We start from the raw sequence: 15,313 nt of genomic DNA on the forward strand, positions 1-15,313 counted from the left end.
ATTGGGAAACCTCGAATGCATTGTATGTAAAAACCGACAATTTTCTCCTTTATACAAAGGGGTTGTCAAATGCGAAGAATGTGGGCATAGTACGGCAGACATGGAATTAAGCGATGAAGAGTTATTCACGATATACAAGAAGAATTATTTTTTTGGGGAAGAATATAGCGATTACTTGGGTGATAGAAAACTATTCCAAAGAAATTTTCGTCTGAGATTTAAAACTCTACAGCGGTTTCTTCAAGCAGAAAGACATAAGAGCCTATTAGAAATCGGTTGCGCTTATGGATTCTTCTTAGAAATTGCACAACCCTACTTTGAAATTGCTAAGGGTATAGATATTACGGAAGACGGCGTCAAATATGCACATGATGTACTTAAGCTTGACTGTATCCAAGCAGATTTCTTAACGCATCCGATAAATGAACAAAGTTTTGATGTAGTTTGTATGTGGGATACTATTGAGCACCTTCGTAATCCACATTTATATATCGAAAAATTTGCTAAAAATATGCCAAAAGGAGGTTTGTTAGCAATAACTACAGGAGACTTAGATAGCTTTAACTCGCGCTTTAGAAGAGAAAAGTGGCGTTTAATCCACCCTCCGACCCATCTTCATTATTTTTCTAGAAAAACTCTTCAAAAAATGCTTTCAAATTACGGCTATGAAGTAACATACAACCAGTATTGCGGTAATTATCGAAGCATCCAACATGCCGCTCATAATTTATTAGTCTTAGGTTATAACAAACCAGATCTATATTCGTCTATTATGAAAATTGGCTTAACCAATTTACCCTTATATTTTAATTTGTTTGATATCACCTATACGATAGCTAGGAAAGTAGCAAACTAATTGTGGCGGGACATAATCGGTAGATTTTCCTAACTAGCACAACACTCTAACAACATCCTATAAGGAGTATAGCTACTTTGAATAGTAAATTGGGTTGGATTAAAGCACGTCTATTACTACTACCTCTGGGTATATTATTTGTCGGGTGGAGTATTTATGTCTTCAAAGAAAGTATTTACTCTAATAACCCAAGTGCTTGGGAAGCTATCAAAGCAGATGCTAAATATTATCCTGATATTATAACCAGACTACCACTTAACCTTCATTTACTATTGGCTCTTATTTTTTTTCTCTTTTCTGCAATTGGTCCAGGCAATATGCTTCTCAAGCCTGTGCATTTAAATTGGCGGGATCCTCTTGAGGAGACTCTATTTTCATTGGCTCTAGGTCTTATAATTTTTACATTCGTGACATTAGTAATTGGAGTTTTAGGTCTATTAAACTTGGGGCTTTTGATTCCTTTGCTTGTCCTAGCTTTTTTATCTAGTTTGTGGTACATCTTCAAGGTATTCCGGTCTCTTAAAAATAGAATTAAGCAAAGAGAACAAACCTTTCATAGCAAGTGGAAGATTTGGATCGGACTTGGTCTTGGGTTATTATTACTATTTAACTTATATATAGCTTTATTGGGTGCTCTCGGTCCAGAAATAAATTGGGATGCACGATATTACCATCTTGGACCACCTGCTCATTACGCCCTCCAAGAGCGAATTTATGATCCAATGAAAACAACTGGGCTTGGTGCAGCAGCCTTATCACCTTATCAAGAGATACTTTATACCGCTCTTGTTAAGTTATTTGGTGTGATCGGTGCAAAATTACTCCACTGGGGGCAGGCTGTACTTACAGTTCTAACAATTATATATTTTTGTCGCACCTACTTTGGGTCTATTCTACAAGGTATTCTGGCTGCGCTTATTTTTATCAACGTACCTGTTGTTAGTTGGCTTTCTGCCACTGGCTACAATGACTTGCCATTAGCGTTTTATGGACTATTAATTGTACACGCTTTTTTGAGGTGGAAAGCTGGTAATAGAACACTTAATTGGCTTTTCTTGATCGGGATTTTAGGGGGCTATACTTTAGGAATTAAAACATTTGGGGCATTTACTCTTGCAATAATTATAGGCACTATTACCTTGTCTATTTTAGATTTGAATAAGAAACCCCTTAATCTTAAGAAGGTTATTTATAATTTATGTCCTGCCTTAGGTATAATTGGTTTGGCAGTTATTATAGGGGCTTTACCATGGCTTACTAGAAGTTATGCAATAACAGGTAACCCAACATACCCTTTCTTAAATAATATTTTCAAATCTCCCTATTGGAATAGCTATGTAGAGAACTTTGTCTCAGTTATTTATCAGGGCTATGGAACTGGACGATCCTTTCAAGACTTCCTTATACTGCCTTGGTCATTAGTTACGCAGGGAATTAAGTTTCAAACCTTAATTGGACCTGGATTTCTGATTTTTTTACCGATTATAGTTATGCTATCAGCTTATCTAATAATTAAGAAGAATCCTAAAAATAGATTATTCTTTGGATTGGGAATATTTTGCACTCTCTGGATGGCATTATGGTTTATTTCCGGGGCACAGGTGAGCCGATATGCGGTTCCAGTGCTCCCAATTGCTGCCATAGCAATCAGTTTTTGTGCATTAACTTTTAAGTGGACAGGTTGGGAAGGAAGATTTTTTCAAGTTAGCTTACTAGTTGTATTGTTAGCAGTAACAACATTAAATAGTCAACTTATTCTACCACTCCAAAAGTATTCCGAGCCGGGAGTAACTGCTTCCAAGATACAAATATCTTGGGAATACTTATATCATGGAGATCCCGAAGAAAATGTTCAATTAAGATGGATCCCATTAATTAGGTATATAAATGCAAATCTTTCTCCAAATACCGATAAGGTTTATGATGCTGGAGGTATAGTTATACCTTACTATCTTTACTGCAAAGTCGAAGCATTTGATGGATTAAGTTATATGGGACCTACTGGTCTACAACATTGGAGTATTTTTCAGGAAGATGCACTACAATATCTACATGATACTAATATTACACATATTGCTATATATGCAGCTCAGTATCCCGCATTACAATTATTCCCAATTAACCAATATCTACAGCAAGTTTATTTTAATAAAGAAGGAACTGGAGAACTTCTCTTTAAAATAAATTACCCGTCAGACATGCTAACAGCTACTGTATCACCAAAAGTAGTAGCAATCCCAGAAAAATATGATATTGACACAGTAGCTGGAGTACCTCTATATCCTAGCGCAGTCCAATTGAATGGGAGCTCTAGCTATACTAATCCTCAAAATTATTACTATAGCTCAAGTGACCCCTATGATAAGGTTGTTAGAGATTTAACCTTACTACTACAGCAAAAAGGCTTTAAGGATATACGCTCAATACCAAATTACGCCGATTTCTACACGCTGGTTGGGACTAAAGATTATATAACTGCACTTATTTATGTGTATTCAGGAGATCGAATGCTAGGTTTAAAGAATGGGTCTGGTAAGGAAGATGCTATAAGTAGAGCCACATGGTATTTGCTTAAAGGGTATAAAAATTTATATGGTGCTATAAAAAGTCAGAGCTATATTCAATACCAACTATACTTAAAAACTTATAGATATATAACTCCAGAAGGATAAACTTTTACGGGGGAATTTACCTTAAGCGGTACGCTCCGACCATTTCAGTAGCTCAGCATGTGCTAGAATACAGGGCTGCGCACCGATAGCTGCTATATTCAGATTGACAAAATATAAGAAAGGTCTAAAATTCAGTACGCTACCAAGAAGTGAAGCTACTAACATTACCGCAATTTCAAACGAAGGTTATAAAATGAGCACTATAAGGAGACCGTTCCAAACTGGGGGCGGTTTTTAGAACAAATGTGTGCTAGGCCGCTTGCTTTACTTTCTCCACCGTTTCGGTGTTGAGTGGTTGCATCCCTGGATACCATTCACAAAATCTTTGGTGCAATTCATCATCAATCACTTTAACCCTGACCTGTAACAACAAATGCGCTCCTCTAGGTCGCCATTTCATTTGTTGCTTCTTCACAAACCTTCGGCTAATTAATTGATTTATGGTTGATTCTACAAACCCAGTCGAAATCCTTTCCCCATTACGATACCGTTCACCGTAATTAACCAGGTAGTTCCGATTAGCTTTCAAGTAGCCAGACATTTCCCGCACTCCTTATATAATAGTTTTGAACAAAGAAGAGCTTAGACTACAGCAAAGTACTCAAAAGCTAATAGACTGATGGTAACGGGAGAACCGAGGTCTCGACTTACGGCTTCATAACTGGATAGCAGTGGAGAAGACCGACTTGCAAAGACTGTTCCCCGACCATTAGCGCTAGTAGCGGCAATTAGGCTTGTTACAGCGCAGTTATGCGACTGGCTATCCGCGATAAGCTTACGCACGCGCTGAATGGTTGGGTGTCCCGTAAGTTCAATAGTGCATTTGTGAAATGACCCAGTTTGTCAAGACAAAAATAAAAGCTTGGTTAAGGAGTGATACAGTCCTTTCTATAGAACTAATAATGTTAAATAGCTAGTAACTCTTTTTAGCTCTTTAACATAATTACTGGTGTCACGGTATTGAAATAAACCTGAGCCGGTGTCTGATATTTCAAAGCCTGATGAGGTCGAGTATTATTGTAGAAATCGAAATACTCACCAATCCCTAGCTTTGCTTCTTTGGGGTTCTCAAATTGTGCTAAATAAACACACTCATATTTTAAGGAACGCCAGAGCCTTTCGGTGAAAACATTATCTAGTGCTCGCCCACGTCCATCCATACTTAACTTTACACCTGCGCCCAATATCAAAGCAGTGTATTTGGGACTAGTAAAATGACTACCTTGGTCACTGTTAAAGATCTCCGGTTTTATTTTCGCCAACGCTCGCTTGGTAGTTCTAAGCACAAAATCGATTTCCAAAGTATCAGATAATTCCCAACTTACCACATATCTGCTGTACCAGTCGATGACAGCCACCAGATAAAGCCAACCGTGTTTGAGCTTGATATATGTGATGTCGGTACCGAATACCTGAGCGGGTCTGGTTATAGCCAGGTTCCTTAAGAGATAGGGATATACCCGCTGCTTTTGATCTCGTTTCGAAAGATTAGGACCAGGATAGATTGCTTCTAGCCCCATCTCCCGCATATAGTTTTGCACCGTTTTGCGGTTGAGGTGCTTGCCTTCCCGCAGTAATTGTTGATGAATTCGCCGATATCCATAAAAAGGGTAAACGGTGTAAATCTCATCAATTCGGTGTTTGAGCTCAATTTCTCGTTCGGTTGGTGCTACTGAGCGGTAGTACAAACTGGAACGGCTAATTCCTAGCAACTCACTTTGTTTTGAGAGTGAGAGTTCAGCTTTTTGGGTTTCGATTAGGCTTAATCTGACCGACCTGGGCAAAGCCTGCTTCACTTTTTTTTCCTAACCACCTGAGCGGTGTAGTCAGGCGACCTATTTCGGCGTAAAGTTGTTCTTTTTCTTGTTCGTACTGTGCGGTCAGCAGCGCGATTTGCTTCTGAGTACGCTCATCAAAGGATTGTGGCAGACCTTTTAGAGCCAGTTGTTTCCATTTAGTGAGCATATTCGGATGAATACCATATTCAGAAGCTATCTGGGTAACGGTTTTATTACCTTCCAGCACTTCTTGCACTCTTTGAGACTTAAATGTGGGTGAATACTTTTTTCTAGGTGTTGTCATGTTTTTAAGTATACACCTTACCAAACCCTTTTTAGTTGTTCAGTTCTTCTGGTTCATTATATTCCCCAATGACCCAGAATATCCCGCCGCCCTTCCAGATCGACCCCCAACACATTGTAAACTGCCATATTCTCGACTTTGCCTTCCCGGCGCATTTTCACAAAGATGGCGTCCAGATAGATGATCGGGCCAGTGACCGGTTCTGCCAGGCTTCTACCATCGGCCAGATCATGGCGCTGATGGTAGCGGGCGAGATTTCCACCCCATACAGATCCTGTAAAGTCTCCTGCAAGTCTCGGATAGAGAGCCCTTTGCCATACAGACCCAGGATCTTTTCTTCCAGTTCGTTGGTGTTATGACCGTACTTTTTGAGTAGGGTGGGTTCGAACTCGCCATTGCGGTAAAGAGCTGGGAGAACAATTGGGCGGAGCTGTCCACCTATTTCGACTATCCACCTGATATCCGGCGGCTGATCTACACCACGAATTCCGTCGAGAGCTACCATCGCCAATTGCGTAAAGTGATCAAAACCAAGGGGGCTTTTCCCTCCGCGGAGTCAGTAAGGAAGTTATTTTACCTAGCAAATTGTGATATTACCAGCGATTGGACCATGCCGATACCTAATTGGGCATGTATTTTGAACCAGCTTTCGATCTGTTTTTAAGGAAAGAGTAACTATTTGAATTCAGCAATCAATTCCATTTACACAAAACTATTGACATGCCCGGACGGGATGGCTGAAAGCTTTACCAAGACGGTTAGTTATGAGAAACTCTATTTAGAAGAATTTCAGAATTTGGCAGAGGTAGCAGTGGGTTTGGAAGATTGGCTAGAACGGATTTATAATGAAGGTCGCTTACATTCGTCTTTGGGTTACTTAGCGCCGATAGAATTTGAACATAATTGGTTGGCTCAAAAGCGGCTAGAATGTGGTCTGGTTATATAGGGTGCATTCCAATTTTCAGAAGAGTATCAAGCAGTGTTCCTACCCGCTTGTGTGATATTACAAAAAATGATAGTCCGACTATACCACCAACCTTTGGTCGAAAATCTCCATCTTTTGGTAATTCCAAACCCAATTAGGGTAGCGCCATTGCTGATTTACTACTCATAGCGCAGCAACTCCCACCGGATTTGTTTACCAAATTTAAACTTGACAATGTTAATAAACTAGATTATCTTTAGCATGTAATCTGAACGGATTACAAAAATTGAAAATTGCTCTTATCCAGAGAGGTGGAGGGTATAAGGCCCTGTGAAGCCCGGCAACCCGCGCAATGTAAGCGTAAGGTGCCAATTCCGGCGCTACCTGTTCATCAGGTGGTCGCAAGATAAGGGAGTCCTGTTCAAAAAGCGTACAAACGCAGAGAATAATGGAATTTCCGCCCCCTTATCTAAACTTGATAAGTGGGTTTTTATTATCCCACGTTATTAAGCCGTAACCAATCGAATTAGCCGTGGCTTAGCATATGCCCCGGTTCTATGAGTATTGCAAAAAAACCCTGTAGGTCTTTGCGCCTAGGTGGGGTCTGGTTAGGTATTGCCAGAAATATGGTTAGCAACTAATTTATTAGAAAAGACTCTCAGGAGGAGTTATGGCTACGTCTGAAAAGTGGAAACGAGTAGAAACTGCCTTATCCGGCGGACAACCTGATCGCGTACCGTACGCTTTCTGGCGGCACTTCCCGGTTATTGATCAGAATCCAGATGAATTGGTCAAGGCTACGGCAGAACTGCACCGCAAGTTCGAGCAGGATTTTGTAAAGGTAATGTTTCGCAGTTCCTTTACCACCGAGGATTGGGGATTTCGCCCTAACGGTTACCACCCTACCGCTGGTAATTTACTGATTACCGATTATGTTATCAAAACACCCCAAGATTGGCGGAAGCTTGAATTGCTTGACCCCACACATGGGACATTGGGCGAGCAACTTATCGTGTTGCAGAAATTGGCGAAGGAATTGGAGGGCGATGCCCCGATTCTTTCCACTATTTTTTCGCCTTCGATGATTGGTCTCAAGTTGGCAGGGGAAGAAGGGCTGGCTGAACATCTCAAAGCTGACCCGGAAGCGGTGAAAGCCGGACTCTCTGCGATTGCTGAAACGGTTCTTAAATTTGGTGAAGCTACCTTAAAGAATGGAGCAGATGGTCTCTTTTATGCCATTCAAGAACCGGGACGCATTTTAACATCAGGTGATGGTCAACCTAATTTGGGCGACCTTTTTGACCGCCCTGTATTGGAAAAACTCTTCCCCTCAACCGGATTCTTCTTCCTGCACGCGCATGGTGAGACTATCGCTTTTGAAGAGATTGTGAATTATTCCTACCACGCTCTGAACTGGCATGACCGTGGGGGTGGTCCTTCTTTGAAAGAAGCTCGTCGTTTTACCAACAAGACGTTAGCCGGTGGACTTAATAACCGCGAAACTTTACCCAATGGAACCCCGGCAGAGGTCGCTGCTGAAGTAAATGATGCGGTTAATCAGTTAGAAGGTCGCGGCTTGTTGTTGACTCCCGGCTGTGGCTTCCCGGTGAACGCCCCAGAAGAGAATTTGCTGGCTGTTAAAGAAACTATACAGGGTCGGTTAGCCCTGGCTTAAGAGGAGAGATTTATTTTTATGTCCAAGAAAAGTTTTAGTACCAAAACCCCCCGCCGCTATGCCTTAACCTTGATCGGGTTGATGATTGCCGCATTACTGGCAGCCTGCGGCGATGCTACCGTCACTACTACATCCAGTAGCGCTACTACTGCCGCGACTACCTCGAGCAGTAATACTATTGGTGCGACAAATGGCGCAACTACCGCAACGGGTAATACTACCGCTGCCGCTACTAATCCGGCTAATTCTCAGCTTATCATCGGCACGCTGGTAGAGTTAGCTAACCTTAACCCGCTAACAACTCTGGCAGATCATTTCCCGGAACATGCTCCGCAAACGCTTTTGTTCGATGGACTTACTCAGTTTTTGCCGGATAGCACCATAGGTCCGCGTCTCGCCAGTAGTTGGGAAATTAGCAAGGACGGCAAGGAATACACTTTTAAGCTAAACCCCAAAGCTACTTGGTGGGATGGACAGCCGGTGACTGCGGATGATGTTAAATTCACTTACGACTCTCTTATAGATGCCAATACGGGCAGTAGCAATGAAGGGGCTGAAGCGGTAGTATCTACGACGGTTATTGACGCGCAGACCGTCAAAATTACCTTGAGCCAGTCCGACCCCACTTTTCTTTCGAGAGGCTGCTCTCGCGGGATTGTCCCACAGCATATTTTGAAGGGTCAGGATTTGAATAAGACCGACTTTGGACGCAAGCCGGTAGGTAGTGGTCCTTACAAGTTGGTATCGTGGCAACAGGGCAGCAGCTATGTGCTAGAAGCCAACACTAATTACTTCTTGGGTGCTCCGAACATTGGCAAGGTGATTATTAAAATCCTGCCTAACCAGAATGTGTTGCTAACCCAACTTAGAAGCGGTGAGATTAATTACGCCCCGGTAACGCCCCGCGACCTGAAGACAATTGAAAGTATTCCCGGCTCTAAAGTGCTGGAAAACCCAACGCCGCGCTTCTATGACATTGCGCCCAATCACCAGAACTTCTTCCTGCAAGATGTGAAAGTGCGTCAGGCAATATTGTTCGCGATTGACCGCCAGGGCATTGTAGATAAAGTGCTGCTAGGTCATGGAGTAGTTATCGACTCGAACGCGACCCCTGCTTCTTGGGCATACAATTCAGAAGCGCCCAAGCATCCCTACGACCCTGCCAAAGCCAAGCAATTGCTGACTGAAGCAGGCTTTACCACCGGTTCGGATGGCATACTGGTAAAAGACGGCAAGCCCTTTAAGATTTCTTTCTTGGTCAATACTTACGATACCGCCTTGATACAGGCACTGACCGTAGCTCAGCAAAATCTCAAGGATATAGGGATTGATCTCACCGTCAGCCCGGTTGATGCCGCCGTTTTTGGCGCCAAACGCAAAGCAAAAGACTTTGACGGACTTAGTCGCGCTTGGAACCCGGTTTATGACCCTGACCAATACGCTGCGTTGGTTAAAACCGGCAATTTCTACGGCTACAGCAATCCTGAAGCTGACCGCCTTGCCGCAGCCACGCTCAACACTACCGACCAAGCAGCCCGCAAGAAGCTCTATGCTGATTTGCAGGTAGTGCTGGACAACGATGTAGCCAAGCTCTGGCTCTACAGCGAGAACGAATTGCACGCCTTTAACGTAAACCTGAACGGACCTAAAACTCACCCGGTTAACATCTTCTGGAACCTACGGGAGTGGCAGTTTCAAAAATAGGTTAGTAGCTTGAAAAGGCAGAGTTTTAATTAAATCAGGCGGGAAGTCTTTGCGCAATCCTAAAAAGGAAAAAGAAAGGCTTTCCCGCTCATTTGTAAGTAAGCTAGGGGAAGAACTTCCGCCAGCTTAATATCAGGAATTGAAATGTTTTTATTCACCGTTAAACGTTTTTTCTATGCAACGCTAACTCTGGCTGTTTTGGGAATAGTGGTCTTTTTTGCACTAAGAATAGCACCCGGTGGTCCGGTGGCATTTCTGATGGGACCAGATCAATCCAATCGTGAGCGGGAAGCGGCTATTGCTAAGAATCTTGGGCTGGATCAGCCGCTGCCGATACAACTCTGGCGTTGGTTGGGTAATATGGCAAAGGGAGATTTTGGCTATTCCTACTTTCATCGACAGGATACATTGACAGTTATCTCCGAGCGGTTTCCTGCCACCCTAGAATTGGCGCTGGTTTGTTTTACCTTAGCAATTGTAGTAGGGGTTGGAGCGGGTGCGCTGGCAGCTTACTTTTCAGGAAGCCTTTTTGACAAACTCGTCTGCAATACCGCTCTAATTATTCTAGCAGTGCCGAGTGTGTGGATGGGCTTATTGCTCATCGTGATTTTTGCCGCTACTTTGAAGATATTACCCTCGGCAGGTCAGGAAACTCTAGGCAATTCCGGTAACATTTTGGATCATCTCGTCCACTTGATACTTCCATCTCTCAGCCTAAGTGCGGGGTATATCGCCACTTTTGCGCTTAACACCCGTGAAGTAGTGGCAGAAACACTGTCGGCAGATTATATCCGTACCGCCAGAGCAAAGGGCTTGAGTGAGAATTGGGTGGTATATCGACACGCTATTCGCAATGCCCTGATACCCATAATCAGCCTTGGTGGGATGGCGCTGCCGGATTTGCTAGGTGGGTCGGCAGTGGTGGAGGCAGTATTTGCTTGGCCCGGAATAGGGCAACTTATGGTGGATAGCTTCGGGCGGCGCGATTATCCGGTAGTGTTAGCAATAAGTATGCTGGCAGCCGTTACTGTGCTGTTTTGTAGCTGGTTATCCGATGTTTTGTATCATCTAGCCGACCCAAGGATTAAGTATGGTTGAAATTGACGAAAGAAATGAAAGTCCTGCCCCATTGTTGCGTATATTACCGGGTAATAGTAAAGCGGTTAAAATTAGGTTGCCCCTGACAAACCGATTGCTAAAACGCCGTATTTCTATCCCGGTTATTTTAGGGTTACTGTGGTTTGTGTTACTCATTACAGGCCCATTGTTTATTCGCATTGACCCCAATCGCATTGACTTGTATCGTTTTGTAGAGCCTCCTAGCCTCAACGCGCTGCTTGGCACCGACGAAAACGGGCGAGATGTTTTGGCGCGGGTGTTGGCAGGAGCGCGGGTTTCACTAATAATCGGTTTCAGTTCGGCAGCAATTTCCCTGATTCTTGGCACTGCCTTTGGCAGTTTCGCAGGATATCGAGGCGGTTGGCTGGATAACCTCATAATGCGTTTTGTAGATTTCAGCTTGGCAGTGCCTACTATAATAATCATACTTTTAGTAGCGGCTGTGTACGGTGCAGGAGAATTCCAGCTTATTCTAACCATCGGGCTTACCGGTTGGATGCCCGTTGCCCGATTGGCGCGTGGTCAGGTACGTGAGCTAAAAGAGATGCTCTGGGTAGAAGCTAGTCAATCGATAGGGGCTTCTTCGTCCCGGATTTTGATTCGCGGTATAATGCCGGCGCTCGGTCCGGTGCTATTTATTGCAGGTGTTTCTGAGCTAAGGCGAGCGGTAATCTTGGAAGCAACTGCTAGTTTCTTGGGAGCGGGAATACTATTACCCAATGCGAGTTGGGGAAACATGTTAACCAGCGCCCAAGTTTATTTGCTGACTGCGCCTTGGTTGGCGTTAGCGCCGGGCTTTGCCTTAAGTATCACCCTATTGGTAGTTGGTAACTTTCGTTCGTTGGTAGCTACTCCTCGACTTAAAAAGAAAGAAAGGGTTGCCTGAAATTTTGCTGCTTGAGTAAAGCCTTGTCTGATGTGGTAAGCAAGGGCGCTGCCACGACGCTTAAGGCGTTAATACTCAGACTCGCTCAGTTTTGTGTCCAAGCAATGTTTTTATGCGGTAAGCGTTGCTCTATTCTCCTATTTTCTTCGGCAACCAGTTTTCGAGGGTTTGGCGCAGCGTTTCCAGCTTCACTGGCTTGCTCAGATATTCGTCCATCCCTGCCTCGAAGCAGTGTTTCCGTTCTTCCGGCATAGCATTTGCCGTCACGGCTACGATGGGTATCCGCCCCTTTCCAGCTTTCTCTAAACGGCGGATGCGTTCTGTCGTAGTATAGCCGTCCATCACCGGCATCTGGCAATCCATCAGAATCAGGCTGTAGCCACCTTTCGCAAAAGCTTCAAGCGCCTCCTGTCCGTTCTCCACCACCCGGCAAGCATACCCAAGCTTGGTCAACTGGGTCTTTATCAAACGTTGGTTGAGGGGATTATCTTCTGCCACAAGTACCACAACGCCCGGTTTTAGCGGCTGTGTTTGTAACCGCTTACGTCCTTCTTTCTCCAAACGAGCTTTTCTTTCTGAAAGCACGCGCTCAAGCGTCTCCAACAACTGCGCTTTTTTGAGAGGTTTGGTCAAATAGGCTGAAAATTTGGCATTTATTGCCTGCTCAGCCTGGCCGCTTTCATCGAAAGCGGTGAGCATTACCAGAGGGAGATCTTTCAGAATAGGGTTTTTTTGGATGGTGCGCGCCAGTGCAAAGCCATCCATATCCGGCAAAACCATATCCAAAATGGCTAGGTCAAACGGCTCTTTGGCAGCGGCTTCCTGTAAAAGGGTCAGCGCTTTTTGTCCGCTGGTAGCTACCTGACTCTGAATACCCCAAGATTCCAGATATTGCCGGATAATTTGTAGGTGGGAAGGCAGATCATCCACCACCAGAACCAGAGTACCACTTAAATCTAACTCTGAAACCGCTGCCTTTGCCAAAGGTGTTCCAGCAATCTCAAACCGGGCGGTAAACCAGAAGATTGAGCCTTTGCCGGGAGTGCTTTCCACTCCAATTGTCCCATCCATATGTTCTACTAAACGCTTACAGATGGCAAGCCCAAGCCCGGTTCCACCATATTTACGAGTAGTTGAACCGTCCGCTTGGGTAAAGGACTGGAATAAACGCTGGGCATCGGCTTCAGCGATTCCGATGCCGGTGTCTGAAACCGAAAAATGCAAAAGCGCTGTGTTATTCTCGGTTGATTCTGCGCGTACCTTTACGAGAATTTCCCCCTCCGAAGTAAATTTTATGGCGTTGCTGATCAAGTTTAGCAATATCTGGCGCAACCTGACCGGGTCACCGATTACTCTTTCCGGTACATTCTGGTCAACAAAAGTCAGCAGCGAAAGGCTCTTTTTGTGGGTAAGCGGTGCCAATGCCTCTGCCGCGTTCTCTACTTCTTCCAAAGTCGAAAGCGGTATTTTCTCCAAAATTAGTTTGCCCGCTTCTATTTTGGAATAGTCCAAAACATCGTTGATGATGGTGAGTAGGTTTTGGGCGGAATCCTGCACTATCTCCGCAAACTCCCGCTGTTCTCCATCCAGAGGCGTTTCCAGCAGCAGTTCCGTTACCCCAATGATACTGTTCATAGGAGTTCGGATTTCATGGCTCATGGTGGCAAGAAATTCTGACTTTAGGCGACTGGCTTCTAATGCCTGATCACGGGCTTGCGCCAACGCTTCTTCCATTTGCTTTCGTTCGGTTAAATCGGTGACAACCGCTACCGAGCCGATTATTTGGTCGTTGTGACGACGCGGCATCATGCTGACCAACACATAGGGGTCTTTGCCATCGGCGCTTTTCAAGCGGACTTCGTGATTAGCGGTTTCGCCTAGTTTTCTTTTTGAAAGAGCCTCCCAATATTTAGGAGCCTCTTCTTGGTAAAATAAATCTAGTGGTCGCAAACCAACCAATTCTTCCGGTTTTCGAGCCACTATTGCCGCAAAAGCCGGGTTGACAAACTCGATCAAGCCGTCCATCGAAGTTACGCACAGACCTTGCCCCAATGAGTTCATAACCTGCGAGGCAAAATCTCGCTCGGTTGCCAGCGCCTCTTCCGCCTGCTTGCGTTTGGTGATGTCATTCATCATCGTTAGCAGATAGCTTTCGCCGTCAAAATCTATCAACTCGCCATAGGCAAGGCAATCGATGATCTCACCACCGGGTTTCTGGACTTTTATCTCCAAATCTCTAACGTAGCCTTGCTCTCGAAGTTGCCGAAGCATCTTTTCCCGATCGCTCTCTCTCGCCCAAAGACCCATCTCTGTGGAGGTTCGCCCTAGCATTTCCTCACGGCTATAACCCAATAGCTTTAAAACGCTGCCGTTGACCTCCCGATACCGCCCATCCGCTAGGGTAGAAATAGCCATTGCTATCGGGCTTGCCTCAAAAATCTTGGCGAAGCGTTGCCCGGATTGGTACAAAGCTTTCTCCGCCTGTTTACGCTCGGAAATATCCCGAATAATGCTCAATATTAGCAACTCTTGGTTTATGCCGATACTGCGCGAACTGACTTCTACTGGAAAAGTTGTACCATCCCTGCGGCGGTGGTAGGTTTCGAAAAACACATCACTTAGTAGGGCAGCCTGTAACTGGCTGTTAATTTGGGCATAGGTATGGGGTGCGCGCAAATCAAAAATGCTAAGCGTCTGTAGTTCTGCCGCGTTATAGCCATAAGCCAAAGTTGCCGCTTTATTGGCTTCTACGATGCTACCGTTTGGTTTCATAAACAGCATAATTTCTAGAGCATTCTCGGAGAGTAGGCGGTAACGCTCAAGAAAACCGGCATTTTCCTGTAATGCTGCTTCCACAGCCTTTTTTTCTTGCATTATCCTGTTCACTTCAACCGAATTAAGCTCGCTTTGAACCAGCACCGCTAGACTACGGAGGTTTTCTAACTCTTCGGCGCTTAACCGGCGGGGCACTCGGTCTATAAGGCATAGAGTGCCAATCCGGTAATCTCCGGGACCCTTCAAGGGGCAACCAGCATAAAACCTGATAAAGGGTTCTCCGGTAACTAATGGGTTGTCTTGGAAGCGGGGGTCTTGTAGTGCATCTTCTACCAGAAAGATTGTATCTTCCTGAATGGCATAGTTGCAAAAAGAAATATTCCGGGGTGTCTCGTTAAGCCCTAGACCGAAACAGGACTTAAACCATTGCCGATGTTCGTCTACCAAGCTGATCAGCGCAATTGGAACCTTGAATAAACCGACGGCTATTTTTATTATTCGATCAAACCGCTCTTCGGCAGAGGTATCTAGTATGTTTAAAGCTTGGAGACTCTTCAAGCGCTCCGCTTCGTTATTTGGAATGTTGGGTTCAATCATAATAAAGTGATAGCCTCGTTGG

Annotated in this window: 10 protein-coding genes, 2 pseudogenes and 1 riboswitch; of the genes and pseudogenes, 8 read left to right on the forward strand and 4 right to left on the reverse strand. The window is 44.5% G+C overall.

The features are described 5' to 3' along the window. Nucleotide 1: 1 nt before the first annotated feature. Both OZ401_RS15745 and OZ401_RS15750 read left to right on the forward strand, forming a co-directional pair. Nucleotides 2–856, forward strand: a complete 855-nt coding sequence (locus tag OZ401_RS15745; RefSeq protein WP_341471408.1) for a class I SAM-dependent methyltransferase — start codon at nucleotides 2–4, stop codon at nucleotides 854–856. Between the two features lie 77 nt (nucleotides 857–933). After that, entirely contained in the window at nucleotides 934–3,528 is a 2,595-nt protein-coding gene (locus tag OZ401_RS15750) for a hypothetical protein (protein WP_341471409.1), read from the forward strand. Between the two features lie 250 nt (nucleotides 3,529–3,778). Here the strand turns inward: OZ401_RS15750 and OZ401_RS15755 are convergent. From OZ401_RS15755 to OZ401_RS15765, 3 genes and pseudogenes are all read right to left on the reverse strand, one after another. Continuing rightward, nucleotides 3,779–4,078 (reverse strand): annotated as a pseudogene (locus tag OZ401_RS15755) (ISKra4 family transposase); the annotation flags it as partial. 376 nt (nucleotides 4,079–4,454) lie between these two features. Beyond that, nucleotides 4,455–5,610, reverse strand: a protein-coding gene (locus OZ401_RS15760) for an IS3 family transposase (RefSeq protein WP_341471410.1) whose coding sequence is annotated in 2 segments (ribosomal slippage) — nucleotides 4,455–5,333 and nucleotides 5,335–5,610 — 1,155 coding nt in all. Because the reading frame shifts where the segments join, the coding sequence is not laid out codon by codon here. 56 nt (nucleotides 5,611–5,666) lie between these two features. Continuing rightward, nucleotides 5,667–6,115 (reverse strand): annotated as a pseudogene (locus OZ401_RS15765) (transposase). On the opposite strand from OZ401_RS15765, the gene OZ401_RS25820 reads away from it, so the two are divergent. The 6 genes from OZ401_RS25820 to OZ401_RS15795 all read left to right on the forward strand — a co-directional run bounded on the left by OZ401_RS25820 (nucleotide 6,071) and on the right by OZ401_RS15795 (nucleotide 11,919). Beyond that, the gene (locus OZ401_RS25820; protein ID WP_425607639.1) at nucleotides 6,071–6,274 is read left to right on the forward strand and encodes a transposase; all 204 of its coding nucleotides are present in this window, start codon (nucleotides 6,071–6,073) and stop codon (nucleotides 6,272–6,274) included. The pseudogene OZ401_RS15765 and the gene OZ401_RS25820 sit on opposite strands and share 45 nt — an antisense overlap. Nucleotides 6,275–6,289: 15 nt before the next feature. Further along, on the forward strand, nucleotides 6,290–6,556 hold the full coding sequence (locus OZ401_RS15775; RefSeq protein ID WP_341471411.1) for an integrase core domain-containing protein: 267 nt from the start codon (nucleotides 6,290–6,292) through the stop codon (nucleotides 6,554–6,556). A 275-nt stretch (nucleotides 6,557–6,831) separates the two neighbouring features. Beyond that, nucleotides 6,832–6,948: riboswitch (SAM riboswitch) on the forward strand. A 257-nt stretch (nucleotides 6,949–7,205) separates the two neighbouring features. Next, nucleotides 7,206–8,210 carry a uroporphyrinogen decarboxylase family protein gene (locus OZ401_RS15780; RefSeq protein ID WP_341471412.1) on the forward strand — a complete coding sequence of 335 codons (1,005 nt, stop codon included), beginning with the start codon at nucleotides 7,206–7,208 and terminating at the stop codon, nucleotides 8,208–8,210. Nucleotides 8,211–8,228: 18 nt separating this feature from the next. Beyond that, nucleotides 8,229–9,914 carry an ABC transporter substrate-binding protein gene (locus OZ401_RS15785; RefSeq protein WP_341471413.1) on the forward strand — a complete coding sequence of 562 codons (1,686 nt, stop codon included), beginning with the start codon at nucleotides 8,229–8,231 and terminating at the stop codon, nucleotides 9,912–9,914. 144 nt (nucleotides 9,915–10,058) lie between these two features. After that, on the forward strand, nucleotides 10,059–11,012 hold the full coding sequence (locus OZ401_RS15790) for an ABC transporter permease (RefSeq protein ID WP_341471414.1): 954 nt from the start codon (nucleotides 10,059–10,061) through the stop codon (nucleotides 11,010–11,012). Further along, nucleotides 11,005–11,919: an ABC transporter permease gene (locus OZ401_RS15795; RefSeq protein ID WP_341471415.1), complete on the forward strand. Its 915-nt coding sequence runs from the start codon at nucleotides 11,005–11,007 to the stop codon at nucleotides 11,917–11,919. The genes OZ401_RS15790 and OZ401_RS15795 overlap by 8 nt, the downstream gene beginning before the upstream one ends. Nucleotides 11,920–12,048: 129 nt before the next feature. On the opposite strand, the gene OZ401_RS15800 is transcribed toward OZ401_RS15795, so the two are convergent. Further along, complete coding sequence (locus OZ401_RS15800; RefSeq protein WP_341471416.1) at nucleotides 12,049–15,291, reverse strand: PAS domain S-box protein; 3,243 nt, start codon at nucleotides 15,289–15,291, stop codon at nucleotides 12,049–12,051. Between the last annotated feature and the right edge of the window lie 22 nt (nucleotides 15,292–15,313).

The sequence above is a fragment of the Candidatus Chlorohelix allophototropha genome, assembly GCF_030389965.1.
GTDB classification, from domain to species: domain Bacteria; phylum Chloroflexota; class Chloroflexia; order Chloroheliales; family Chloroheliaceae; genus Chlorohelix; species Chlorohelix allophototropha.